The 25027-nt window shown below is 62.3% G+C and carries 28 protein-coding genes; 27 read left to right on the top strand and 1 reads right to left on the bottom strand.

Going from position 1 to position 25027, the window contains the following annotated elements; genetic code table 11:
- Nucleotides 1-83: 83 nt before the first annotated feature.
- The 27 genes from rpsA to flhB all read left to right on the top strand — a co-directional run bounded on the left by rpsA (nucleotide 84) and on the right by flhB (nucleotide 24488).
- Nucleotides 84-1763 (top strand): 30S ribosomal protein S1, encoded by a 1680-nt coding sequence (gene rpsA, locus FAZ11_RS20640; protein WP_058761299.1) that lies wholly within the window; start codon nucleotides 84-86, stop codon nucleotides 1761-1763.
- A 186-nt stretch (nucleotides 1764-1949) separates the two neighbouring features.
- Entirely contained in the window at nucleotides 1950-2237 is a 288-nt protein-coding gene (gene ihfB, locus FAZ11_RS20635; protein ID WP_007160396.1) for an integration host factor subunit beta, read from the top strand.
- A gap of 245 nt (nucleotides 2238-2482) precedes the next feature.
- Complete coding sequence (locus FAZ11_RS20630; RefSeq protein WP_058773025.1) at nucleotides 2483-2704, top strand: hypothetical protein; 222 nt, start codon at nucleotides 2483-2485, stop codon at nucleotides 2702-2704.
- Nucleotides 2705-2844: 140 nt separating this feature from the next.
- The gene (locus tag FAZ11_RS20625; RefSeq protein WP_058773026.1) at nucleotides 2845-3819 is read left to right on the top strand and encodes an NAD-dependent epimerase/dehydratase family protein; all 975 of its coding nucleotides are present in this window, start codon (nucleotides 2845-2847) and stop codon (nucleotides 3817-3819) included.
- Complete coding sequence (locus FAZ11_RS20620; RefSeq protein ID WP_058773052.1) at nucleotides 3819-4865, top strand: MraY family glycosyltransferase; 1047 nt, start codon at nucleotides 3819-3821, stop codon at nucleotides 4863-4865. Before FAZ11_RS20625 ends, FAZ11_RS20620 begins: the two co-directional genes overlap by 1 nt.
- 10 nt (nucleotides 4866-4875) lie before the next feature.
- Entirely contained in the window at nucleotides 4876-6858 is a 1983-nt protein-coding gene (locus FAZ11_RS20615; protein WP_058761296.1) for a polysaccharide biosynthesis protein, read from the top strand.
- A gap of 221 nt (nucleotides 6859-7079) precedes the next feature.
- Nucleotides 7080-8144 carry a dTDP-glucose 4,6-dehydratase gene (rfbB, locus tag FAZ11_RS20610; RefSeq protein WP_058782833.1) on the top strand — a complete coding sequence of 355 codons (1065 nt, stop codon included), beginning with the start codon at nucleotides 7080-7082 and terminating at the stop codon, nucleotides 8142-8144.
- 71 nt (nucleotides 8145-8215) lie between these two features.
- The gene (gene rfbA / locus FAZ11_RS20605) at nucleotides 8216-9097 is read left to right on the top strand and encodes a glucose-1-phosphate thymidylyltransferase RfbA (RefSeq protein WP_058761294.1); all 882 of its coding nucleotides are present in this window, start codon (nucleotides 8216-8218) and stop codon (nucleotides 9095-9097) included.
- Entirely contained in the window at nucleotides 9097-9633 is a 537-nt protein-coding gene (rfbC, locus tag FAZ11_RS20600; RefSeq protein WP_058761293.1) for a dTDP-4-dehydrorhamnose 3,5-epimerase, read from the top strand. Before rfbA ends, rfbC begins: the two co-directional genes overlap by 1 nt.
- Nucleotides 9630-10544 (top strand): dTDP-4-dehydrorhamnose reductase, encoded by a 915-nt coding sequence (gene rfbD, locus FAZ11_RS20595; protein WP_058773028.1) that lies wholly within the window; start codon nucleotides 9630-9632, stop codon nucleotides 10542-10544. Before rfbC ends, rfbD begins: the two co-directional genes overlap by 4 nt.
- 58 nt (nucleotides 10545-10602) lie before the next feature.
- Nucleotides 10603-10908: a ComEA family DNA-binding protein gene (locus FAZ11_RS20590; RefSeq protein ID WP_058765967.1), complete on the top strand. Its 306-nt coding sequence runs from the start codon at nucleotides 10603-10605 to the stop codon at nucleotides 10906-10908.
- Nucleotides 10909-11052: 144 nt separating this feature from the next.
- Entirely contained in the window at nucleotides 11053-11391 is a 339-nt protein-coding gene (gene fliE, locus FAZ11_RS20585) for a flagellar hook-basal body complex protein FliE (RefSeq protein WP_058761290.1), read from the top strand.
- 14 nt (nucleotides 11392-11405) lie between these two features.
- Nucleotides 11406-13217: a flagellar basal-body MS-ring/collar protein FliF gene (gene fliF / locus FAZ11_RS20580; protein ID WP_058761289.1), complete on the top strand. Its 1812-nt coding sequence runs from the start codon at nucleotides 11406-11408 to the stop codon at nucleotides 13215-13217.
- Nucleotides 13204-14214, top strand: coding sequence for a flagellar motor switch protein FliG (gene fliG / locus FAZ11_RS20575; protein WP_058761288.1), 1011 nt, complete (start codon nucleotides 13204-13206; stop codon nucleotides 14212-14214). Before fliF ends, fliG begins: the two co-directional genes overlap by 14 nt.
- A 67-nt stretch (nucleotides 14215-14281) precedes the next feature.
- Entirely contained in the window at nucleotides 14282-15061 is a 780-nt protein-coding gene (fliH, locus tag FAZ11_RS20570; RefSeq protein ID WP_081049668.1) for a flagellar assembly protein FliH, read from the top strand.
- Nucleotides 15051-16397, top strand: coding sequence for a flagellar protein export ATPase FliI (gene fliI, locus FAZ11_RS20565; RefSeq protein ID WP_058761286.1), 1347 nt, complete (start codon nucleotides 15051-15053; stop codon nucleotides 16395-16397). Before fliH ends, fliI begins: the two co-directional genes overlap by 11 nt.
- Before the next feature lie 6 nt (nucleotides 16398-16403).
- Nucleotides 16404-16847 carry a flagellar export protein FliJ gene (fliJ, locus tag FAZ11_RS20560; RefSeq protein WP_058761285.1) on the top strand — a complete coding sequence of 148 codons (444 nt, stop codon included), beginning with the start codon at nucleotides 16404-16406 and terminating at the stop codon, nucleotides 16845-16847.
- 44 nt (nucleotides 16848-16891) lie between these two features.
- A complete protein-coding gene (locus tag FAZ11_RS20555; RefSeq protein WP_058761284.1) occupies nucleotides 16892-17248 on the top strand; it encodes an Hpt domain-containing protein in 357 nt (118 codons plus the stop codon).
- A 77-nt stretch (nucleotides 17249-17325) separates the two neighbouring features.
- Nucleotides 17326-18732: a flagellar hook-length control protein FliK gene (locus FAZ11_RS20550; protein ID WP_058773029.1), complete on the top strand. Its 1407-nt coding sequence runs from the start codon at nucleotides 17326-17328 to the stop codon at nucleotides 18730-18732.
- 121 nt (nucleotides 18733-18853) lie between these two features.
- Nucleotides 18854-19375, top strand: a complete 522-nt coding sequence (gene fliL / locus FAZ11_RS20545; protein WP_058761282.1) for a flagellar basal body-associated protein FliL — start codon at nucleotides 18854-18856, stop codon at nucleotides 19373-19375.
- An 8-nt stretch (nucleotides 19376-19383) separates the two neighbouring features.
- Entirely contained in the window at nucleotides 19384-20355 is a 972-nt protein-coding gene (fliM, locus tag FAZ11_RS20540) for a flagellar motor switch protein FliM (RefSeq protein WP_058761281.1), read from the top strand.
- A 56-nt stretch (nucleotides 20356-20411) separates the two neighbouring features.
- Nucleotides 20412-20876, top strand: coding sequence for a flagellar motor switch protein FliN (gene fliN, locus FAZ11_RS20535; protein ID WP_058761280.1), 465 nt, complete (start codon nucleotides 20412-20414; stop codon nucleotides 20874-20876).
- Between the two features lie 3 nt (nucleotides 20877-20879).
- Nucleotides 20880-21293 (top strand): flagellar biosynthetic protein FliO, encoded by a 414-nt coding sequence (gene fliO / locus FAZ11_RS20530; protein ID WP_058761279.1) that lies wholly within the window; start codon nucleotides 20880-20882, stop codon nucleotides 21291-21293.
- Complete coding sequence (gene fliP / locus FAZ11_RS20525; protein WP_058773030.1) at nucleotides 21290-22087, top strand: flagellar type III secretion system pore protein FliP; 798 nt, start codon at nucleotides 21290-21292, stop codon at nucleotides 22085-22087. Before fliO ends, fliP begins: the two co-directional genes overlap by 4 nt.
- A gap of 27 nt (nucleotides 22088-22114) precedes the next feature.
- Nucleotides 22115-22384, top strand: a complete 270-nt coding sequence (gene fliQ, locus FAZ11_RS20520) for a flagellar biosynthesis protein FliQ (RefSeq protein ID WP_058761277.1) — start codon at nucleotides 22115-22117, stop codon at nucleotides 22382-22384.
- Between the two features lie 3 nt (nucleotides 22385-22387).
- A complete protein-coding gene (gene fliR / locus FAZ11_RS20515; RefSeq protein WP_058765970.1) occupies nucleotides 22388-23164 on the top strand; it encodes a flagellar biosynthetic protein FliR in 777 nt (258 codons plus the stop codon).
- 175 nt (nucleotides 23165-23339) lie between these two features.
- Nucleotides 23340-24488 carry a flagellar biosynthesis protein FlhB gene (flhB, locus tag FAZ11_RS20510; RefSeq protein WP_058773031.1) on the top strand — a complete coding sequence of 383 codons (1149 nt, stop codon included), beginning with the start codon at nucleotides 23340-23342 and terminating at the stop codon, nucleotides 24486-24488.
- Here flhB and sodC read toward each other — a convergent pair.
- A complete protein-coding gene (gene sodC / locus FAZ11_RS20505) occupies nucleotides 24481-25008 on the bottom strand; it encodes a superoxide dismutase family protein (protein WP_058765972.1) in 528 nt (175 codons plus the stop codon). The two genes, flhB and sodC, sit on opposite strands and share 8 nt — an antisense overlap.
- Between the last annotated feature and the right edge of the window lie 19 nt (nucleotides 25009-25027).

The following is a 25027-nucleotide window of genomic DNA, read 5'->3' as shown; positions in this document are numbered from 1 at the left end:
TAGCCGGATGGTAACCACTCACCCCGCATGGGCTGGTCATGCGGTAGCCGGATACATCGGGTATCCATACAACAGGTATAAACATGAGCGAAAGCTTCGCAGAACTCTTTGAAGAAAGTCTGAAATCCCTCGACATGCAACCGGGTGCCATCATCACGGGTACCGTGGTGTCCATCGATGGTGACTGGGTTGTGGTCGACACCGGCCTGAAATCCGAAGGCCTGGTTCCGCTCGAGCAGTTCTACAACGAACAAGGCGAGCTGACCATCAACGTGGGCGACGAAGTCCACGTGGCCCTGGATGCCGTTGAAGACGGTTTCGGCGAAACCAAAGTGTCTCGCGAAAAGGCCAAGCGCGCCGAGTCCTGGCTGGTCCTGGAAGCAGCGTTCAGCGCCGACGAAGTGGTCAAGGGTGTCATCAACGGCAAGGTCAAGGGCGGTTTCACCGTCGACGTCAGCGGTATCCGCGCGTTCCTGCCGGGCTCCCTGGTCGACGTCCGTCCGGTGCGTGACACCACTCACCTGGAAGGCAAGGAACTCGAGTTCAAGGTCATCAAGCTGGACCAGAAGCGCAACAACGTTGTCGTTTCCCGTCGTAGCGTCCTGGAAGCCGAGAATAGCGCCGAGCGTGAAGCTCTGCTGGAATCCCTGCAGGAAGGCCAGCAAGTCAAGGGTATCGTCAAGAACCTCACCGACTACGGTGCGTTCGTCGACCTGGGCGGCGTAGACGGCCTGCTGCACATCACCGACATGGCCTGGAAGCGCATCAAGCATCCGTCGGAAATCGTCAACGTCGGCGACGAGATCGACGTCAAGGTGCTGAAGTTCGACCGCGAGCGCAACCGCGTCTCCCTGGGTCTGAAGCAGCTGGGCGAAGATCCGTGGGTCGCCATCAAGGCCCGTTACCCGGAAGGCACCCGCGTTCAGGCGCGTGTCACCAACCTCACCGACTACGGCTGCTTCGCCGAGCTGGAAGAGGGCGTGGAAGGCCTGGTGCACGTGTCCGAAATGGACTGGACCAACAAGAACATCCACCCGTCCAAGGTCGTTCAGGTCGGCGACGAAGTGGAAGTCATGGTCCTGGATATCGACGAAGAGCGTCGTCGTATCTCCCTGGGCATCAAGCAGTGCCGCGCTAACCCGTGGGAAGAGTTCTCGGGTCAGTTCAACAAGGGCGACCGCATCTCCGGCACCATCAAATCGATCACCGATTTCGGTATCTTCATTGGTCTGGAAGGCGGCATCGACGGCCTGGTACACCTGTCCGACATCTCCTGGAACGAAACCGGCGAAGAAGCCGTGCGTCGCTTCAAGAAGGGTGACGAGCTGGACACCGTGATCCTGTCGGTCGACCCCGAGCGCGAGCGCATCTCCCTGGGTATCAAGCAGCTGGAAGACGATCCGTTCTCCAACTACGCCTCCCTGAACGAGAAAGGCACCATCGTGCGCGGTACCGTCAAGGAAGTCGATGCCAAGGGCGCTGTCATCAGCCTGGGCAACGAGATCGAAGGCGTCCTGAAGGCGTCCGAAATCAGCCGTGATCGCGTCGAAGACGCCCGTAACGTGCTGAAGGAAGGCGACGAAGTCGAAGCCAAGATCATCAGCATCGATCGCAAGAGCCGCGTGATCAGCCTCTCCGTCAAGTCCAAGGACGTCGACGACGAGAAGGAAGCCATGAGCTCCCTGCGTAGCAAGCAAGAGCCTGCTGCTGGCCCCACCACCATCGGCGACCTTATCAAGGCGCAGATGGAAAGCCAGAACTAAGTTCGAGCTTGAAGAAAGGCGACCCTTCGGGGTCGCTTTTTTTTGCCTGCGAAAAACACGGTTGATCGCTACGAAGCGCAAAAAGTTGGTAGGGGCAAAAGCTGCTGGCTTGACTTTTCAAAAATCGGTCAGCGTGCTAAAAGTTCTCAGAGGTGATCTAGCCGCTTGATAACGAAGGAAAAATCCATGACCAAGTCGGAGTTGATCGAGCGCATCGTTTCCTACCAGGGGCAGTTGTCGTCCAGGGACGTCGAACTGGCGATCAAGACCATGCTGGAGCAAATGGCTCAGGCGCTCTCCACGGGTGATCGCATCGAAATCAGGGGATTCGGTAGCTTCTCCCTGCACTATCGTGCACCGCGAACCGGGCGCAATCCCAAGACCGGAGAGTCGGTCCTGTTGGATGGAAAGTTCGTACCGCACTTCAAGCCAGGTAAAGAGCTAAGAGATAGGGTCAACGAGCTGGAGCCATAAAGCCGACGTTGTTTCCGCTATCACTTTGTCGATGCTTGCCAAGTTTCTGATTTTATTGATTTTCGTATTTTTCCTGCTGTCGTCAAAAAAGCGTTTCCGCTTAGATTCATATCGGAATTTTGACGTTTACAAAAAAAGTCAAGCCTTTTTGATATTTTTGTAGACGGGTTCTGATTTTTGTATGAGACTTCGCTCACATAAGGTCTTGGGTGACCTCGTAGTCCACTCCGAGTGAGGAAGTTGTCATGCGCCACTATCTTTTCATCTGGATCGGTATCGCTGCCTGCTTCACCAGCATGCAACTCGGTCACCCTTTCCTCGCCGTCGCCGCTCTGGCCGGTAGCTGGTTGGTTGCGCTCTTCCTGCAGCCCGCCCAGCGCATCGAGAATTTTTCGCGCCACTATGTCGCTCAGCCGGTAGCCCGTATGCAGGCTGCCGAAGTGCCGGTGGCCGCCAAGAGCCTGTAACGCTCAGCAGTCGTTTTCTGGCCCATCAGCCTCTGGCTGGTGGGCTTTTTTATACCCGCTGTTTTTGCATCGCTAGGCCCCTGCGGGGCAATGTCTTACCATGAGCGCCCCTTGTCTGACTGGATTGGCGCACGGTATTGATGGAACGCAAGATTCTGGTGACGGGAGCGGGTGGATTTGTGGGTACGGCCCTGGTCAAGCATTTGCGTGACAGGGGTTGCCAGGTAGTTGCAGCCTATCGGCAGTCTTCGGACTCGACGCTCCAGAGCGGGTCTACCACGGTTATCCGCGAGCTGTCCGCCGATACCGACTGGTCACAGCCTTTATCAGGCGTGGATACCGTCATCCATCTCGCCGCTCGCGTGCATCAGCTGGGTGAAGTGCCAGGAGTCGCCAGCGAAAGACGCTATGACGAGGTGAATCGAGCGGCGACCCTTAAGCTGGCGCAGGATGCCGTGGCCGCAGGGGTTCGCCGCTTCATCTTCGTCAGCAGTATCAAGGTGAATGGCGACTGGACCCTTCCAGGGCGTCCATTCCGCGCCGACGATCAGCCCCAACCTTCCGATGCCTATGCCCGCTCCAAAGCCGCAGCCGAGCAGCAACTATTGGCGCTTATGGCCGAGACCGGGCTGGAAGTGGTCATCGTTCGTCCGCCGCTGATCTATGGTCCCGGGGTGAAGGCCAATGTGGCCAAGCTGCTGGATACCCTGGCCCGCGGCGTACCGCTGCCGCTCGGTGGTGTCAGGCATAACCGTCGTAGCCTGCTGGCCGTGGAAAATCTGCTCGACCTCCTGAGCCTGTGCGTCGAGGCGCCCCAGGCGGCGGGTGCCATCCTGCTGGTCAGTGACGACGAAGATGTCTCCACCGCCGAATTGCTCGAGCTACTAGGGGATGGGCTGGGCAAGAAAGCCCGGCTGATCCCCATCCCCGTCAGTTGGCTCGAAGGGTGTGCACGTCTGCTGGGGCGTGCCGAGGTGGCTCAGCGACTCTGTGGATCGTTGCAGGTCGACATCCAGCCCACCAAGAGCCTGCTGGGCTGGCAGCCGCCGGTTTCGGCCCGCACTGCACTGCGGGCGTTGGGCGCGCAACGGGCGCGTATGGGGACCTCGGCATGATGCTCGTGCTGCTGGTCGCTGCGCTTTGCGGTAGCTGGCTGGGCACGGCGGCGCTGCGCCGCTATGCCCTATCTGGCGGTCTGCTCGACGAGCCCAATGCGCGCAGCTCGCACCAGGTGCCGACGCCTCGCGGGGGCGGACTGGCCTTCGTCGTGGTGTTCCTGCTCGGTTGCCTGGTGCTGCAAAAGCTGGGGCTGCTCGAGACGTCTTCCTGTGCCGTGCTGGTAGGAGCGGGGTTGCTGGTGGCGACCCTGGGCTTCGTCGATGATCACCGCCACGTCGGTGCCGGATGGCGGCTGCTCGGCCATTTCGTGGCGGCGCTGGTGGCCTTGCTGGGATTGGGTGGCTACGGTGTGCTGCCCACCGTCCTGGCCGGTATGACCGGGCTGCCCGCATGGCTGATTCTGCTGCTGGGTGCGTTCTATCTGGTCTGGCTGCTGAATCTCTACAATTTCATGGATGGCATCGATGGTATCGCGGCGGTCGAGGCCTTGACCGCCTGCCTGGGCATGGCGCTGATCTACGGGGTGACGGGCTATCCAGGTCTATTGGGCGCGCCGTTGCTCTTGGCTGCGGCCGTCGGTGGTTTCCTGCTCTGGAATTTCCCACCGGCACGAATCTTCATGGGCGACGTGGGGAGTGGATTCCTGGGCCTGATCCTGGGCGTCCTGTCCTTGCAAGCCGCCATGGCCCAACTGTCACTGTTCTGGGCCTGGCTGATCCTTCTGGCGGTCTTCGTCGTGGACGCGACCTGGACCTTGCTGCGGCGGCTGAGCCGTGGCAAGAAGCCTTACGAAGCCCATCGTACCCATGCCTACCAGTGGGCATCACGTCGACATGGAACGCATCGCTCAGTGACCCTGGCGGTACTGGTTATCAACCTGTGCTGGCTGTTACCTATCGCTTTGCTGGTGGGAGTAGGACATTTAGGTGCCATACTAGGTTTATTGCTCGCCTATGGGCCCTTGCTTTGCCTGGCCCTTCGATACAATGCTGGGACCGATGAGGTAGCTACGGCTGCGCAGTCCAGCGGACTCGAGGATTAGGGACACTGATATGTTGCGTGACCATCTGGTCAAGCTGAATCGCCGTACGAAGAGGGTCATCCAGGTCGCGGTGGATCTTCTGCTCATCTGGATCTCTCTGTGGCTGGCATTCTATCTGCGACTGGGCTCCATGCAGATGATCGAGCCACTCAGCGGGCACGCCTGGTTGTTCCTCACCGCGCCGGCCATCGCCATTCCCCTGTTCATTCGCTTCGGCATGTACCGTGCGGTAATGCGCTATCTGGGCAACGATGCCCTGATCGCCATCGCCAAGGCCGTCACCCTGTCGACGCTGTTGTTGTCCGTGGTCATCTACTGGTATCGCGATCTGCCGGAGATCGTGCCGCGCTCGATGATCTTCAATTACTGGATCGTCAGCCTGATCCTGATCGGTGGTCTGCGCCTGGCCTTGCGTCAGTACTTCCTGGGCGACTGGTATCGCGCCATCACGGTGCCCTTTATCAAGCAGCCGGATGAGCTGCCGCGTGTCGCCATCTATGGCGCAGGGTCGGCGGGCAATCAATTGGTCGCGGCCTTGCGCATGGGGCGGGCCATGCGTCCAGTCGCCTTCATCGATGACGACAAGAGCATTGCCAACCGCATCATCGCCGGTCTCAAGGTCTATACCCCTAAGCACATCCAGCAGATGATCGATGAAAGCGGTGCCGAGGAGATTCTCCTGGCCATTCCGTCGGCTACCCGGTCGCGCCGCCGTGAGGTGTTGAGTCTGCTGGAGCCTTACCCGCTACATGTCAGGACCGTACCGCGAATCAGCGATCTGGCCTGCGGCAAGGTGCAGGTGGATGATCTTCAGGAAGTGGATATCGCCGACCTGCTGGGACGCGATCCGGTCGCTCCCCGCCCTGAGCTGTTCGCGCGCTGCATTACCCAACAGGTGGTGATGGTGACGGGGGCAGGGGGGTCCATCGGTGCCGAGCTGTGTCGGCAGATCATTGGCCAGAAGCCCCTCACCCTGATCTTGCTCGATCACGCCGAATTCAACCTCTACAGCATCCATCGCGAGCTGGACGCCTATATTCAACGGGAAGCGCTGCCGGTCACCCTGGTGCCCGTCCTGGGCTCAATCCGCAACGCGCCGTTGCTGCTGCAGGTCATGCGCCATTGGAAGGTGGCTACCGTCTATCATGCGGCGGCCTACAAGCATGTGCCCATGGTCGAGCACAACATCGCCGAGGGGTTCGGCAATAACGTCCTGGGGACGCTCAATGCCGCCCAGGCAGCCATCCAGGCCGGGGTGACCAGCTTCGTCCTGATTTCCACCGACAAGGCGGTACGCCCCACCAACATCATGGGCAGTACCAAACGCTTGGCCGAGATGATCCTGCAGGCGCTCAGTCGCGAGGCGGCGCCCGTGCTGCATGGGCAGACCGACGGCATCCACCAGGTCAATCGAACCCGTTTCACCATGGTGAGGTTCGGCAACGTGCTGGGTTCTTCCGGCTCGGTTATCCCCTTATTCCGCACCCAGATCCGCAAGGGTGGTCCGGTCACCGTCACCCATCCCAAGATCACCCGTTTCTTCATGACCATCACCGAGGCGGCGCAACTGGTCATCCAGGCCGGGGCGATGGGTGAGGGCGGTGACGTCTTCGTGCTGGACATGGGCGAGCCGGTGCGGATCGTGGAGCTGGCCGAGCAGATGATCAAGCTGTCGGGTCTCAGCGTGCGTTCGCCGAGCAATCCCCATGGCGATGTGGCTATCGAATTCACCGGCTTGCGCCCGGGTGAAAAGCTCTATGAAGAGCTGCTCATCGGTGACGATGTCAGTCCCACCTCTCATCCCAAGATCATGCGCGCCAGCGAAGACTTCCTCGCCTGGGACGCTTTCAGGCTCGCCCTCGTCGAGTTGAGCCGGTCGATCGATGCAGGTGACTATGTCCGGGTGCGCCAGTTGCTGCGCGATACCGTAGCCGGCTACAGCCCCGAAGGTGACATCGTCGACTGGCTGCATGGCAAAAGATCCATCGAGTGATGCCGCGCCGGTTTCGCAAGCTGCGTATTTGAAGCCGAGCACAGAAGCGGCAACCTCCCGCCATTCCGCTGAACTTTCCTTTTTTGCCAATGTTTAACTCAGGTCTTTGGGCGTACGGCGTTGGCCGACGTCCCAGGCCAGGGATGGCTGCGCCGTCCTCCGATGTCTTGCCCACAGGTCCGGGCAGGATGATGTGCAAATCGATATAGGCAGGATTCAGGATGAAGGTACTGGTAACGGGTGGCGCGGGTTTCATAGGTTCCGCCGTAGTACGTTTTCTTATCAACGAAACCCAATGCAAGGTTGCCAACGTCGACAAGCTGACGTACGCCGGTAACGTGGATTCCCTGGCGGACGTATCGACGTCGGAACGCTACGAATTCCACCAGGTGGACATCTGCGACTTCTCCGCGCTGCAGAAGGTGTTCGCCGCCTTCCAACCTGACGTGGTGATGCACCTGGCTGCCGAGTCCCACGTGGACCGCTCCATCGAAGGCCCTGCCGCCTTCATCCAGACCAACGTGGTGGGTACCGGTGTCATGCTGGAAGTGACCCGCGCCTACTGGAACGGCCTGGCGCCGGAAGCCAAGGCGGCGTTCCGTTTCCATCACATTTCCACCGACGAGGTCTATGGTGACCTGCATGGCACCGATGATCTCTTCACCGAGACCACTCCCTATGCGCCCAGCTCGCCCTACTCCGCGAGCAAGGCCGGCAGCGACCACCTGGTGCGTGCCTGGGGTCGGACCTACGGGCTGCCGGTACTGGTGACCAACTGCTCGAACAACTACGGCCCCTATCACTTCCCCGAGAAGCTGATCCCCCACGTCATTCTCAATGCCATCCACGGCAAGCCGCTGCCGGTCTACGGCGATGGTTCGCAGGTGCGTGACTGGCTGTTCGTCGAAGACCATGCCCGGGCTCTGTACACCGTGGTGACCCAGGGTGAGGTCGGCGAGACCTATAACATCGGTGGCCACAACGAGAAGCGCAACCTGCAGGTCGTCGAGACCATCTGCGACCTGCTGGAAGAGCTGGAACCGCAGAAACCCGCCGGTGTCGAGCGTTATCGCGACCTCATCACCTTCGTCAAGGATCGTCCCGGTCATGACATGAGATACGCGATCGATGCCAGCAAGATCGGCCGCGAACTGGGCTGGACGCCGGAAGAGACCTTCGAGACCGGTATGCGCAAGACCGTCACCTGGTACCTGAACAATCGAGAGTGGTGGCAGCGGGTACTGTCCGGTGCCTATCGTCTCGAACGTCTCGGCGAAGCCGTTTAACGATCCGATCTCGGACACGCGTACGGCGTGTCCGACCGACAGCGACAGTCAATTTTCAGAGGACGATTGCCATGAGCAAGTACAAGGGAATTCTGCTGGCCGGTGGCTCCGGTACCCGTTTGCATCCCATTACCCTGGGCGTTTCCAAGCAATCGCTGCCGATCTACGACAAGCCCATGATCTACTACCCGCTGTCCGTGCTGATGCTGGCCGGTATCCGGGAAGTGCTGGTCATCTCCACGCCGGCCGATCTGCCCGGTTTCCAGCGCATGCTCGGTGACGGCAGCCAGTTCGGCATGCAACTGAGCTACGCCGAACAACCCAGTCCGGATGGTTTGGCCCAGGCCTTCATCATCGGCCGCGAATTCGTCGGCGACGACAATGTCTGCCTGGTGCTTGGCGATAACATCTTCTACGGCCAGCGCTTCAGCGAAACGCTGCTCAAGGCGGCCAGCCAGGAGAAGGGCGCCACGGTCTTCGGTTACTACGTCGCCGACCCCGAGCGTTTCGGCGTGGTCGAGTTCGATGACCAGGGCAAGGCCTTGAGTATCGAAGAGAAGCCGAAGAAGCCCAAGTCCAGCTATGCGGTAACGGGGCTGTACTTCTACGACAACGACGTGCTGGACATCGCCGCCAACATCAAGCCCTCGCCCCGTGGCGAACTGGAAATCACCGACGTCAACAACGAGTATCTGCGTCGCGGCACGCTGAACGTCTCCTTGCTGGGTCGAGGTTTCGCCTGGCTCGATACCGGTACCCACGATGCGCTGCTGGAAGCCGGTCATTTCGTGCAGACCATCGAGAAGCGCCAGGGACTGAAGGTGGCCTGTCTCGAAGAGATCGCCTTCCAGAAGGGCTGGATCACCTGCGAGCAGATGGCGCTGCAGGCCGAGGCCCTTAGCAAGACCGGGTACGGCCAGTACCTGGCGCGGCTGTGCAAGGAGCAGGGCTGATGCAGGTCTTCGATACCGCGATCCCGGACGTTAAGCTGATCGAACCCAAGGTCTTCGGTGACGAGCGCGGGTTCTTCCTGGAGTCCTTCCAGGCGGATCGTTATGCCCAGCAGGCGGGGATCACCCTGCCGTTCGTCCAAGACAACCATTCGCGTTCGGCGCAGAACGTCCTGCGCGGCCTGCATTTCCAGCGCAGCAAGCCCCAGGGCAAGCTGGTGCGGGTCGTGCGCGGCGAAGTGCTGGACGTGGCCGTCGACATCCGCCGGGGTTCATCCACCTTCGGCAACGTGGTGGCCGAGATCCTCTCGGAGGACAACAAACGCCAGCTCTGGATACCGCCGGGTCTCGCCCATGGCTTCGTGGTGCTGTCTGAAACCGCTGATTTTGAATACAAGTGCACAGATTATTACGATCCCTCTGATGAAGGATCTTTGATCTGGAATGATCCGGATCTGAATATCGACTGGCGGGTCAAGGATCCCATCCTGTCCGCCAAAGATGCACAAGGACTTCGATTGGCGGAGCTGTATAGATGAAGATACTGGTTACCGGAGCGAACGGTCAGGTCGGGCGCTGTCTGACTGACCGGCTGCAATGTTCAGAACTGGCATGGGAGGCCCATGGACGTGCCACTCTGGATATTGCTGACGAAGGCTCGGTAACCAGCCATCTCGAGCGATTCAGGCCTGACGTGGTGATCAATGCGGCCGCCTACACGGCGGTCGACAAGGCTGAACAGGAGCCAGAGATCGCCGCCCGCGGAAACATCGAGGGTCCCGCGGTCCTGGCCCAGGCCTGTGGGGCTGCCGGTATCGCCCTGTTGCACCTCTCCACCGACTACGTGTTCGACGGTACCGCGACGGCGCCTTACCGGATCGACGATCCGGTCAGCCCGTCCGGTGTCTACGGCATGACCAAGCTGGAAGGGGAGCATCGCGTGCTGTCCGCCTGCCCCCGCGCCGTGGTCTTGAGAACGGCCTGGGTGTTCAGCGAGCACTGCAACAACTTTCTCAAGACCATGCTGCGCCTCGCGGCTGACCGCGACGAGTTGCGGGTGGTGAGCGATCAGGTGGGTTGCCCCACCTATGCCGGGCATATCGCCGATGCGCTGCTGCAGATCGCGGCAAGCGTTCGGTCGCGTCCGGAGCAGGCGGCCTACGGGCTCTACCACTTCGGTGGTGACAGCGGCCTGAGCTGGTGCGATTTCGCCCGCTACATCATAGATGCAGGCCAGGAGGTCGGCATATTGGAGCGCGCACCGCTCATCACCGGTATCACCACCGCCGAATTTCCTACCCTCGCCAAGCGGCCCGCCTATTCCATGCTGGACTCCAGTGAATTGGAGCGGCGCTTCGGTATCGCCCCTAGCGATTGGCGTCAGGGGGTGAGACAGACGCTGACGGCGCTCAAGAGCGAACGGGAGCAGGCCGGAGCCTTGGTGAGTTGACAGCCGGTTAGGGCGACTTAAGCTCGCTGGATCGAACAGTGGAACAGGAGGTTCCTCTATGAGACTGCTATGGACAGTTATCCTGTTGGTCGTGCTCAGTCCCTGGGCGCTCGGCTGCGAAACGGTCGCGAGCGCCACGACCAAAGCTTCTACTATCAGCACCCTGCAGGCACCGCTCAATATCAATGTCGCCGATGTCGTTGCACTGCAACGGCTGCGGGGCATCGGCGCGGTCAAGGCGCAGGCCATCGTCGATCATCGCCAAGCTCATGGCGCCTTTGCCTCGGTGGACGAGCTGCTTGAAGTCAAGGGCATCGGCAAGGCCCTGCTGCAACGCAATCGCGAGCTGCTCAGCGTCGACTGATTTTCGGCAAACTTTAACCGTCTCTCTGCACCTTCTTACCAAGCCATTGTTTTAGCTGGATTTTTAGGATCTGGCACAGGCATTGCTCTATCTCTGACACGAGTGGGTACGGCGTCAACTTTCCGTGCCAGAGGAGCAGAGCAAATGGTTCAAGGTGTCGAGTTCAATCGGTTGATGCTGGAAATGCGTTCCATGCAGACCGAGGCCATGGCCCGGTCGAAAGCCGTGGCAGCGCCTGCCGGCACCGAACAGGTTCAGGGCCCGAGCTTCGCCGACATGCTCAGCAAGGCCGTGGGCTCCGTCAATGAAACCCAGCAGACCGCCAACGAGTTGGCCAAGTCCTTCGAGCTGGGGCAGGGCGGCGTCGACCTCACTCAAGTCATGATCGCTTCCCAGAAGGCCAGCGTGTCCGTGCAGGCCTTGACCCAGGTACGCAATAAGTTCGTGCAGGCGTACCAAGACATCATGCAAATGTCGATTTGAGGACGGTCTAGAAAATGGCTGACGCTCTTACCAACGTACCCGTCCCCACCGCCAAGCCCGACGCGGAAGAAAAGCCCAAGAAGCCACTTCTTGGCCTCAGCTTTCTCGACAACCTGTCGGAAATGCCGCTGCTGCGTCAGCTGGGTCTGCTGATTGGTCTGGCGGCCAGTGTCGCCCTGGGTTTCGCCGTGGTGCTCTGGACCCAGCAGCCCGACTATCGGCCGCTGTACACCAGCATGAACGGCCTGGATGCCAACCAGGTGCTGCAGGCCCTGGGCGCGGCGGACATCGGCTACAAGGTCGATCCGAATTCCGGCGCCTTGCTGGTCAAGGCCGACGACCTCGGTCGTGCCCGCATGAAGATGGCGGCTGCCGGTATAACCCCCTCGGACGGCAACGTCGGCTTCGAGCTGCTGGACAAGGAGCAGCCGCTGGGCACCAGCCAGTTCATGGAAGCGGCGAATTACCGGCGCAGCCTGGAAGGCGAACTGGCCCGCACCATCTCCAGCCTCAACGGCATCAAGGCCGCCCGGGTGCACCTGGCGATTCCGAAGAGCTCCGTGTTCGTCCGTGACGAGCGCAAGCCGAGCGCCTCGGTGCTGGTCGAGATGTATCCCGGCCGTACCCTGGATGCCGGTCAGGTCATGGCCATCATCAACCTGGTCGCCACCAGCGTGCCGAACCTGGATAAGTCCCAGGTCACCGTCGTCGACCAGAAGGGGCAGTTGCTGTCCGACCAGCAGAACATGTCCGAGCTGTCGATCGCCGGCAAGCAGCTCGACTACACCCACAAGATGGAAAGCTCCCTGACCCAGCGCGTGCAGAACATCATGCTGCCGGTAGTAGGTAACGGTCGCTTCAAGGCGGAAGTGGCGGCGGACGTCGATTTCAATGCCGTGGAATCGACGGCCGAGCAATTCAACCCCGACCAGCCGGCACTGCGCAGTGAGCAGCAGAACAGCGAGCAGCGCCAGACTTCCGGCGGTGGCGCCCAGGGCGTGCCGGGCGCGCTGTCGAACCAGCCGCCCGGGCCGTCCTCGACTCCGGAAAAGACCGGTCAGGGTGGTGGCGGCGGTGCGAATTACATCGCTCCGGGCCAGCCGCTGCGTGATGCCAACGACCAATACATCTACGACAGCAAGACCAACCTGCCGGCCACCCTGCCGTACCCGACCGACAAGCGTGAGCAGAACACGCGCAACTACGAGCTGGATCGCAGCGTCAGCTACACCCGTCAGCAGCAGGGCCGTCTGCGTCGGCTTTCCGTCGCGGTGGTGCTCGACGATCAGATCAAGGTCGATGCGGCTGGCAAGGTGACCCATCAACCCTGGAGCACCGAAGACCTGGCGCGCTTCACTCGTCTGGTACAGGATGCCGTGGGCTTCGATGCCAGCCGTGGCGACAGCGTGAGCGTGATCAATGCGCCCTTCGCCCCGGTACAACAGGAAGAGATCGAGAGCATTCCCTTCTATCAGCAGCCCTGGTTCTGGGGTGTGGTGAAGCAGGCGCTGGGTGTGCTGTTCATCCTGGTGCTAGTCTTTGGGGTGTTGCGCCCAGTGCTGAAGAATCTGTCCGGTGGCAACGCCAAGGACGCCGCCGCCCTGGCCGCGGCGGGTGGTGCCGGTGCCCTCGGCGCCGGGGGGCTGGATGGTCTCTCGGACGATCTGGCCGACGACAAGGTCAGTCTGGCAGGTCCGGCGCCGCTGCTGCTGCCCAGCCCCAGCGAGGGCTACGACGCCCAGCTGACGGCCATCAAGCAGCTGGTCAACGATGATCCGGGCCGTGTTGCCCAGGTAGTGAAGGATTGGATCAATGGCGACGAATGACGCGCAACTCACCCAGGTCGAGAAGGCAGCCATCTTCCTGCTGTCGCTGGGTGAGGCCGATGCTGCGCAGATCCTCCGGCACATGGGGCCCAAGGAGGTGCAGAAGGTCGGTACCGCCATGGCCCAGATGCGCAACGTCAACCGTGAGCAGGTCGAGCGGGTGCTCGGCGACTTCATCGAAGTGGTCGGCGACCAGACCAGTCTGGGCGTTGGCGCCGATGGCTATATCCGCAAGATGCTGACCCAGGCACTGGGCGAGGACAAGGCCAGTGGCCTGATCGACCGGATCCTGCTGGGCGGCAACACCAGCGGCCTGGACAGCCTGAAGTGGATGGAGCCGCGAGCGGTGGCGGACGTGATCCGCTACGAGCACCCGCAGATCCAGGCCATCGTGGTGGCCTACCTGGATCCGGACCAGGCGGCGGAGGTACTCGGCCATTTCGATCACAAGGTGCGCCTGGACATCGTCCTGCGCGTCTCGTCGCTGAATACCGTGCAACCGGCGGCGCTCAAGGAGCTGAACCTGATCCTGGAGAAGCAGTTCTCCGGCAGCGCCAGCACCACTCGTACCGCGCTGGGCGGCGTGAAGCGCGCGGCCGACATCATGAACTACCTGGACAGCTCGGTCGAAGGACCGCTGATGGATTCGATCCGCGAAGCGGATCAGGATCTGTCGGGACAGATCGAGGATCTGATGTTCGTCTTCGACAACCTGGCGGACGTGGACGACCGCGGCATCCAGGCCCTGCTCCGCGAGGTATCGTCCGATGTCCTGGTGCTGGCGCTCAAGGGCGCCGACGAGGGCATCAAGGAGAAGTTCTTCCGCAACATGTCCAAGCGTGCCGCTGAGCTGCTGCGCGATGACCTGGAAGCCAAGGGGCCGGTACGGCTATCCGAGGTGGAAGGGGCGCAGAAAGAGGTACTCGCCGTCGCCCGGCGCATGGCCGATGCCGGCGAGATCGTGCTGGGTGGCAAGGGTGGCGAGGAAATGGTCTGACCCTATGCAGGGGTTGGCCTGGGCTTTGCTATTGTCCGGTCAGTAGCGGTTTTCTGACGGATAGGTGATGAGCAAAGAATCGGCGAGCGATCTGATCAGGGCACGGGATCTGGAGGCTGTCGATGTCTGGCGGCTGCCGGCCTTCGACAGCTTCGACGAGCCCGAGCAAGCTCCGGCGGCTGCGGTTCCTGAACCCGAACCGCAGCCGGAGCCTCAGATCGAAGAGGTCCCGGTCGAAGAGGTCCAGCCGATCACCCTCGAAGAACTGGAGGCGATTCGTCAGGAAGCCTATAACGAGGGCTTCGTGACCGGCGAGCGCGACGGCTACCACGCCGGTCAGCTCAAGGCCCGCCAGGAAGCCGAGGCGGCGCTCACCGCGCGGCTGGCGAGTCTGGAAACCCTGATGAGTCATCTGCTCGATCCCATCGGCGAGCAGGATCAGGCACTGGAAGCCGGCATGGTGCAGCTGGTGCGGCATATCACTCGCGAAGTCATTCAGCGCGAGCTCAAGCTCGACTCCAGCCAACTGGGCCAGGTGGTGCGTACGGCCCTGAAGCTGTTGCCCATGGGCGCCCAGAATATCCGCATCCAGGTCAGCCCCCAGGACTTCGAACTGATGAAGGCCCTGCGCGATCGTCACGAGGAGAGTTGGCGTATCCTCGAGGACGAGACCCTCATGCCCGGCGGTTGCCGGATCGAGACCGAGAGCAGTGTCATCGACGCCAGTATCGAGACGCGGCTGGCCCAGGCGCTGACCCAGCTCGCCGAGCAGCAGCGTCATCAGGCGACCCAGCCCCAGGACCCCGATCTGCACATCGATATCGAGGAGACGCCCCATGCGTCTTGAACGTCTGAGCTTCGAGCGGCGGCTGAGCGGTTACGACGAAGCCATTCGGGTCGAGCAGCAGCCGGTGATCGAGGGCCGCCTGCTGCGCATGGTCGGTCTGACCCTGGAGGCCGAAGGCCTGCGCGCCGCCGTGGGCAGTCGCTGCCGACTGATCAATGGTGGTGGCTATCAGCCGGTGGAAGTCGAAGCCGAGGTAATGGGCTTCAATGGCGACAAGACCTTTCTCATGCCGGTGGGCAGCCTCGCTGGCATCGCCCCTGGCGCCCGCGTGGTGCCGGTACCGGACACCGGCCGCCTGCCCATGGGCATGTCCATGCTCGGTCGGGTGCTCGACGGCCTGGGCAATGCCCTGGACGGCAAGGGGCGTATGCGCGCCGAGGACTGGGTGCCGATGGACGGCCCGACCATCAACCCGCTCAAGCGCGAACCCATCAGTGAGCCCCTCGATGTGGGGATCCGCAGCATCAACGGTTTGTTGACGGTAGGGCGTGGCCAGCGCCTGGGCCTGTTCGCCGGTACCGGCGTCGGTAAGAGCGTGCTGCTCGGCATGATGACCCGCCTCACCAAGGCCGAGATCATCGTGGTCGGGCTGATCGGCGAGCGGGGCCGTGAGGTGAAGGAATTCATCGAGCATATCCTGGGCGAGGAGGGCATCAAGCGCGCGGTGGTCGTCGCCTCGCCGGCGGACGATGCGCCGCTGTTGCGCCTGCGTGCGGCCATGTATTGCACTCGTATCGCCGAGTATTTCCGCGACAAGGGCAAGAATGTCCTGCTGCTCATGGATTCCCTGACCCGCTATGCCCAGGCGCAGCGGGAGATTGCCCTCGCCATCGGCGAGCCGCCGGCGACCAAGGGGTATCCGCCGTCGGTGTTCGCCAAGCTGCCACGGCTGGTGGAGCGGGCCGGCAACGCGGAAAAGGGTGGGGGTTCGATCACGGCGTTCTATACTGTGCTGTCGGAAGGGGACGATCAGCAGGATCCCATCGCCGACTCGGCGCGGGGGGTGCTGGATGGTCACTTCGTGCTGTCGCGGCGGCTGGCCGAAGAGGGCCACTATCCCGCCATCGACATCGAGGCGTCCATCAGCCGGGTGATGCCCCAGGTGGTCAGTCCGGAGCATTTGCGCAACGCCCAGCGCGTCAAGCAGCTCTGGTCGCTTTACCAGCAGGCCAAGGACCTGCTCAGCGTCGGTGCCTATGTGCCCGGTGGGAATGCCGAAACCGATCTGGCGATCGCCCGCTATGCCCCGATGCAGCAATTCCTGCGGCAGGGCTTGCGCGAGAGCGAGTCGCTGGAGCAGAGCGCCGCCAATCTCCAAGCCGTATTGGGAGGCTGATAGATCATGAAAGGCAGAGCCGAACGTCTGGGCCCCGTGGTGGAAATGAGCGAGCGCGAAGAGCGCGACGCCGCTCAGCGCTTGGGGCAGTGCCAGCAGCAGCTGGCGCAAGCGGAATTCAAGTTGGGCGAGTTGCAGCGCTATCGCGAGGATTACCAGCAGCGGCTGGTGGTGAATGGCAGCCGCGGCGTCAGCGGTCAGTGGCTGATCGGTTACCAGCGCTTTCTCAGTCAGCTGGAAGAGGCCATCGGTCAGCAGGAGCGCAACGCCCAGTGGCATCGCGACGTGGTGGCCAAGGCGCGCACCCAATGGCAGGAACGCTATGCGCGCCTGGAGGGGCTGCGCAAACTGGTCGAGCGTTACAAGCAGGAGCAGCGCCTGGTCGAAGACAAGCGCGAACAGAAACAGATGGACGAGTATGCTCAGCGTGTACGTTCGGCCTATCTCTAGGCGATCGTCACTGCGTCCTCTGTCCTGTAGTCAGTGAGAAACCGATGTTTACCAGTCACCTCGATCCGGATACGCTCGCCAGCCTGCGCGACTGCATGGAAGAAGAGTACGTCGGACTCATCGAAACCTTCCTGGTCGATTGCGAAGAGCGGATCGCCGCCCTCAAGCGCAGCGTGATTGGCGGAGATCCCGAGCAGGTTCGCCAATTCGCCCATAGCTTCAAGGGCAGTGCCGGCAACATGGGCGCCATGCCCTTGGCGCAGCTGTGTCGTGACGTGGAGGAGGGCGCGCGGCGGCGAGCCGCCACCGCCGAGTTGGCCATGGGCATCTCCGCGATCGAGCGTGAGTTCGCCATCGTGCGCATTCTCTTCAAGGTCGAGCGGCAGCGCTACGCGACCTGAGGCTCGTCAAAGCGCTGGCGTTTGGAGCTGGCGCGCTCCTTGCTAGGTTCTGGAAAACCCGTCATTCGGAGCATTCCATGGCCGTCGTGCCCGATTTCCTGTTGAACACCGCAAGCCCTGCCACCGCTACCGGCAGGGCCGTGCCCAAGACCCCGACTCCCCAGGATCGCCCGGCTTCGCAGGAGCGCTTCGCCGACGTCTTCGCCCAGGAGCAGCCGCGTGAGCCGGCGCGTAGCGAGAAGCCCCGCGATACCAGCGATACCAAGGCCACCAGCCAGGCACGCAAGAGCGAACCTGCCCGTGGGCGTGACGACGATGATCGCGTGAAGCGTGATGATGACGACGACCGTACCGCGGACGCCAAGCCTTCCACCGATTCGGCGGCAAAGACCGATGACAAGGTGGCAGCCAAGGGCGACGACGACGGCAAGACCTTGCCGGTGGCCAAGGGCGAAGAGACCCAGGAGCCTGTCGCTACGGTACTGGATCCCTTGTTCATGCTCGGCATGACCGGTCAATTCCCCACACCGGCGCCGACGCCTACTCAAGCGCTGGCGACTCCCACCGCGACGACTACCGCCTCGACGACCAAGGAGGCGCAAACCCTGGACCCCGCTGCCATCCTCGCCGGCGCGGTGGCCACTGGCACCCAGGCAGCTGCTGCCGGTACGCAACCCGGCGCCATGGTGGTCGCCCAGCCTGGCGACCAGCCGGCCCAGGATGCCGGACTGGCGCAGGTGCTCAGCCAGTCCCCGCAAGGCCAGGGCGAGGCGAACAAGGCCGCGACGACCGCCAATAACCTGGCGGCAAACCAGCTCAACGCCCTGCTGCCAGGGCAGCCTGCCGCTGTGCCTGGCGCTGACCAGGCCGCCGCAGTGGCGGCGCTGGCTGCGACTCAGGATCAGGGAAATGCCAACAAGGATGCGGCCATTCCGAGCAAGCCCGAGGCCTTCGCCGACAAGCTCACCGCGCTGTCGCAGTCGCTCAGTACACCGGCGCAGACGGCGCGTCCGGTCACGGCGACGGTACCCGGCCAGGCGCTCAATCCCCAGGCCGGCAATTTCAGCGAAGCCGTGGTGGACAAGGTCATGTGGATGTCCAGCCAGAATCTCAAGACCGCCGACATCCAGATGGAGCCGGCGCAACTGGGTAAATTGGAGGTGCGCATCGACATGACCCAGGACCAGACCCAGGTCACCTTTGCCAGTCCCCACGCGGACGTCCGCGAGGCCCTGGACAATGGCAGTCAGCGGCTGCGGGAGCTCTTCGCCCAGCAAGGCATGAACCTGTCCAACGTCAACGTCTCCGATCAATCCTCCGGTCAGGCCTGGCAGCAGTCGCAGCAAGGCGCGCAGAACGACGGATCGCGGCGGGGCCGTGGCGGCGCCGCCGGCGGTGGAGAAGAGGAGCCCTTGGCCAGCGTGGCCGAGACGCGTGGCACGGCAACCCTGGCCGCGCGCAGCCTGGTCGACTACTACGCCTGATGGTCACGACCCGGCTGCCAGGTGACAGCCTCGGCCGCACCTGCTATATCCCCTTCGCATCAATAAGTTAGCCGCGCCCTCCGTTGAGGGGGCGCTTCAGACAAGCAGCGGTCGAGTACATATGGCGAAGAAGCAGGCACCTGCGGCAGAAGGCGCACCCGCGGAAGGCAAGGGCAAAGGCAAGCTCAAACTCATCATCATCATCGTCGTGGCGCTGCTGCTGGTCATTGGCGCCTCGGTGGGGGCGACCTGGTTCCTGCTGGGCAAGAAAGGCGCCGAACCCGAGCACGCCGCACCCGCCGCGCCGGCGGCACCGGTCCACCTGGCGGCGGTCTACCAACCGTTGGTGCCGGCTTTCGTGGTCAACTACAACGCCGATGGTCGCCAGCGTTACATGCAGGTCACGGTCACCCTGATGGGACGCGACCAGGCGCAGATGGATGCGCTCAAGGAGCAATTGCCCCAGGTACGCAACCAACTGGTCATGCTCTTCTCCGGACAGGACTTCAATAGCCTGCTCACCCCGGTCGGCAAGGAAATGCTGCGCCAGCAGGCGACCAGCAAGGTTCAGGAGCTGGCCAAGAAACTGACCGGCCACACCGCTATCGAACAGGTACTGTTCACCAATCTCGTCCTGCAATAGGTAACGCCATGGCCGTGCAAGATCTGCTTTCCCAGGATGAAATCGATGCCCTGCTGCACGGGGTCGACGATGGCATCGTCGAGACCGAGACCGACGTCGAGCCGGGGGCGATCAAGGGTTACGACCTGACCAGCCAGGATCGCATCGTCCGCGGTCGCATGCCGACCCTGGAAATGATCAACGAGCGCTTCGCCCGCTATACCCGGGTCAGCATGTTCAACCTGTTGCGGCGCTCGGCGGACGTTTCCGTGGGCGGCGTGCAGGTCACCAAGTTCGGCGAATACATCCATTCGCTGTACGTGCCCACCAGCCTCAACATGGTCAAGATGAAGCCGCTGCGCGGGACCGCGCTGTTCATCCTCGATGCCCGGCTGGTGTTCAAGCTGGTGGACAACTTCTTTGGCGGCGATGGCCGTCATGCCAAGATCGAGGGTCGTGAATTCACCCCCACCGAGCTGCGCGTGGTGCGCATGGTGCTCGACCAATGCTTCATCGATCTCAAGGAAGCCTGGGGCGCCATGCTCGACTGCCAGTTCGAATACATGAATTCCGAGGTCAACCCGGCATTGGCCAACATCGTCAGCCCCAGCGAGGTGGTGGTGGTGAGCACCTTCAACATCGAACTGGACGGCGGTGGCGGCGAGCTGCACGTGACCATGCCCTATTCGATGATCGAGCCGATCCGCGAGATGCTCGATGCCGGTTTCCAGTCGGATGTGGACGACCAGGACGAGCGTTGGGTGAAGGCCTTGCGCGAGGACCTGCTGGACGTGCGGGTGCCGTTGGAGGCGACGGTTGTCCGACGCCAACTCAAACTCCGCGATATCCTTAACATGCAGCCCGGCGATGTGATCCCGGTGGAGATGCCGGAAGAGATGCTCATGCGAGCCAATGGCATGCCCACCTTCAAGGTCAAGATGGGGGCGCGCAAGGGCAATCTGGCCCTGCAGATTCTCGAACCGGTCAGCCGCGGCCGCTGAGCGACAACCGTTTTTTCCGTCCGGGCCAAGGCCTGGCGTAGCGCGAGACAGAGACGATGGCAGATAACCCCGAAGAACAAGCCCTGGCGGACGAGTGGGCCGCGGCCCTGGCCGAGGCCGGCGATGCCAGCCAGGACGACATCGATGCCCTGATGGCCCAGGGTACTGCACCGGTGGCGCCCGAGGCGCCCAAGCCGCCCAAGGCGCCGGTCGAGGAATTCGGCCAGAGCAGCGGAGGATTGGCAGTGAGCGGTATGGAAGGTCCCAACCTGGATGTGATCCTCGACATCCCCGTGACCATTTCCATGGAGGTCGGTCATACCGACATCTCCATCCGCAACCTCTTGCAGCTCAACCAGGGTTCGGTCATCGAACTCGACCGTTTGGCTGGCGAGCCGCTGGATGTGCTGGTGAATGGTACGCTGATCGCCCATGGTGAGGTGGTGGTGGTGAACGAGAAATTCGGGATCCGTCTGACCGACGTCATCAGCCCCACGGAACGTATCAAGAAGCTGCGGTGACCCATGAAGAGTCTGCTCCTGCCGCTGAGTGTGCTGCCCCTGACCGCGAACGCCGCCGAAGCCACCAGCCCTGGGCTGGATGTGGGTACGCAGCTCGGGCAACTAGTGCTCGGCCTGTTGCTGGTGATCGGCCTGATTCTCGGCCTGGCCTGGCTGGTGCGTCGCGTGCAGCAGCAAGGGCCGCGCGGCCAGCAGGCGATCAAGGTGATCTCGACCCAACACCTCGGCCCGCGCGAGCGGCTGGTGCTGATCCAGGTCGGTCAGGAGCAGCTCTTGATCGGCGTCGCCGGTGGCCGTATCACGCCGTTGCATACCCTGCGCGAACCGGTACGTCTGGGCGACGCCGAAGCGGCCACGCCGGAATTCGCCCAGCGCCTGCTGGAACTCATTAGCCGCGATCCCAAGGCGAAACCATGATTCTCTCGCGTCTACCGGCCGGCCTTGGGCGTACCCTGGGCTGGCTGCTGGGGTTGGCCGTGCTGCTGTTCGCGCCCCTGGCGCTGGCGCAGCAGGCCGGGCAGGGCAATCCCTTGTCCATCCCCGCCATCACCCTGAGCACCAACCCCCAGGGTCAGCAGGAATATTCGGTCAGCCTGCAGATCCTGCTGATCATGACGGCGCTGAGCTTCATCCCGGCGTTCGTCATGCTGATGACCAGCTTCACCCGCATCGTCATCGTCTTTGCCATCCTGCGCCAGGCGCTGGGTCTGCAGACCACGCCGTCCAACCAGGTGCTGGTGGGCATGGCGCTGTTCCTGACGCTGTTCATCATGGCGCCGGTGTTCGACCGCATTAACACCACGGCCGTCCAGCCGTATCTGAACGAGCAACTCAGTGCCCAGGACGCCATCAGTCGAGCGCAGGTGCCGATGAAGGACTTCATGCTGGGCCAGACCCGGCAGTCGGATCTGGATCTGTTCATGCGCCTGTCCAAGCGCACCGACATCGCCAGTCCCGACCAGGCACCGCTGTCGATCCTGGTACCGGCCTTCGTCACCTCCGAACTCAAGACCGCCTTCCAGATCGGCTTCATGATCTTCATTCCCTTCCTGGTGATCGACCTGGTGATCGCCAGCGTGCTGATGGCCATGGGCATGATGATGCTGTCGCCCATGATCATCTCCCTGCCGTTCAAGCTGATGCTGTTCGTGCTGGTCGATGGCTGGGCGTTGATCATGGGCACCCTGGCCAGCAGTTTCGGCACCGTCTAGCGGTGCCTCTTCGCGTGGAGAAGCGAAATGACCCCTGAAGTCGCCGTCGATCTGTTTCGCCAGGGCCTCTGGCTCACCGCTCTGCTGGTCACGGTACTGGTGGTGCCGAGTCTGATCGTCGGCCTGATCGTGGCGATCTTCCAGGCGGCGACCCAGATCAACGAGCAGACTCTGAGCTTCCTGCCGCGGCTGATCGTAACCCTATTGACGCTGATCGTGCTCGGGCCCTGGATGATCAGGCAGCTGATGGAGTTCATCCAGACCTCGGTCACCAATATTCCGCGGCTGATCGGCTAGGTCATGCTCGAACTCAGCGACGCCCAGATTGGCGGCTGGGTTGGCAGCTTCCTGTTTCCGCTGTTCCGCATCGCGGCGCTGTTGATGACCATGCCGATCATCGGCACCACCCTGGTACCGGTGCGGGTACGGATGTACCTGGCCCTGGCCCTGAGCCTGGTACTGGTCCCCACGCTGCCACCCATGCCGCAGGTGGATGCCATCAGCCTGCAGGCCATGCCGCTGATCGTCGAGCAGATCCTGATCGGCGCGATGATGGGCTTCAGCCTGCAGCTGTTCTTCCATGTCTTCGTGGTGGCCGGCCAGATCATCTCCACCCAGGCGGGCCTGAGCTTCGCCTCCATGATCGATCCGGTCAACGGCGCCTCGGCGCCGGTGATGGGGCAATTCTTCACCATGCTGGTGACCCTGCTGTTCCTGGCCATGAACGGTCACCTGGTGGTGTTCGAGATCCTCGCGGAAAGCTTCGTCACCCTGCCGGTGGGCAACACCCTGAACGTCGACGACTTCTGGCAGCTGGCCGGTCGGCTGGGCTGGGTGCTCGGCGCCGGTATCCTGCTGGTCTTGCCCGCGATCACCGCGCTGCTGGTGGTCAATATTGCCTTCGGCATCATGACCCGCGCCGCGCCGTCGCTGAACATCTTCTCCGTCGGTATGCCGCTGATCGTGGTGCTGGGCATGATCATCGTCTGGCTCGGCACCGCGGATATCCTGTCCCACTATGAAAGTCTCGCCAGCGAGGCGCTGCAATGGCTGCGCGAACTCGCCCGAGCCCGCTAGTGTGATGTCTCAAAAGTTGTCTGCACAATTTTGGCGGCGCTTTTTCGGCGCGGACTGCGTTGCCACTCCTCGCCATAGCCCTGCTATGACTCGGCGCGGCGCCTGGCCCGGACCAAAAAATCACTCGCCAATTCTTGCGCGAACTTCTGAGACACCACACTAGGAGGTATGCCGCATGGCTGAATCCGATGGCGAAGACCGCACAGAAGACCCAACCGACAAACGCAAGCGTGAGTCTCGGGAGGAAGGTCAGCTCCCGCGCTCACGCGAACTCGGTACGGTAGCCGTCATGCTCTCTGGCGTAGGTGGCTTGCTGATGTATGGCGCCTTCCTCGGCGGCAAGCTGCTGGAGGTGATGCGCGCCAATTTCTCCTTGCGCCGCGAGGAGGTGATGGACGAGCGCTTCATGGGCACCTTCCTGTTGGCCTCGGGCAAGGCGGCCATGGTGGGGATGCTGCCGATGATCGCCCTGGTGGTCATCTGTGCCATCGTCGGCCACATCGCCCTGGGTGGCTTTCTGTTCTCCGGCAAGGTATTGGCGCCCAAGGCCAGCCGGATGAATCCCTTGTCCGGCATAGCGCGGATGTTTTCCAAGAATTCCCTGGTGGAGCTGCTCAAGGCCCTGGGCAAATTCGTCATCATCCTTGGCGTTTCGGTGCTGGTGCTGATGAACGAGCGTACAGCGCTGTTGCAGATTGCCAAGCTGCCGCTCGAACAAGCGCTGCTGCACAGCATGCAGGTGGTGGGACACGCCACCCTGTTGCTGGCCATGGGTCTGTTGATCATCGCTGCCATAGACGTCCCCTTCCAAATCTTCAGCAACCGCAAGAAGCTGATGATGACCAAGCAGGAGATCAAGGACGAATACAAGGACAGCGAAGGCAAGCCCGAGGTCAAGGGCAAGATCCGCCAGATGCAGCGGCAGATGGCGCAGCGGCGCATGATGGCCGAGGTCCCCAACGCCGATGTGGTCATCACCAACCCGACCCACTTCGCCGTGGCGCTGAAATATGACGCGGCCAAGGGCGGAGCGCCGATCCTGGTGGCCAAGGGGAGCGACTTCACCGCCCTGAAGATCCGCGAGATCGCCCAGGAACACCAGGTTTCCCTGCTGGAATCACCCGGTCTGGCCCGGGCGGTGTACTACTCCACGGAGGTGGACCAGGAGATTCCTGCCGGGCTGTATGTGGCCGTGGCCCAGGTCCTGGCCTACGTCTACCAGCTCAGGCAGTTCCGTGCTGGGCGCGGGCGCAAGCCTAAGCTGGCCGACCTGCCCATCCCGCCGGATTTGCGGCGAGACGAGCAGGGCAAGCCGGCTACTTGATGACGCCGCACACCACGCGAGCGCCGCCACCGCCGAGTGGCTTGGGCTGATCAGCATAGTTGTCGCCGCCGGCGTGGATCATCAGGGCGTGGCCCTTGAGCTCTTCCAGACGCTTGAGGCGCGGCGCCAGCACCGGTTGGGTCGCCTGGCCGTCGGCCGTCACGTAGAGCGCCGGCAATTCACCCAGGTGGCCGTCATCCGACCAGGGCGCGCTGTGTTTGCCAGTGTTGCGCGGATCGAGATGCCCCCCTGCAGCACCGCCAGCGGTCGCCTTGCCATCCACCTCGGCCGGACCGCAGTTGGGCTTGGTATGCACATGGAAGCCGTGGATGCCGGGCTCCAGGCCCTTGAGATCGGGCGTAAAGACCAGGCCGTACTTGGACCGGGTCACCTGAACGCTGCCGACGCTCTCGCCCACACCGTCGGTCGAGATCTTGTTCATGGGAATGGTCAGGGATTCAGCGGCCTGGGCAGTGCCCACCAGGCAGGTGGCCAACAGCGTCGCGGTCCAGATTTTCATTGTGATGTTCCTCGGATAG

The organism is Pseudomonas rhizoryzae (assembly GCF_005250615.1).
Lineage (GTDB): Bacteria > Pseudomonadota > Gammaproteobacteria > Pseudomonadales > Pseudomonadaceae > Chryseomonas > Chryseomonas rhizoryzae.
The sequence above is the reverse complement of the archived record's forward strand: the minus strand, read 5'-3'. Positions and strand labels throughout refer to the sequence as shown.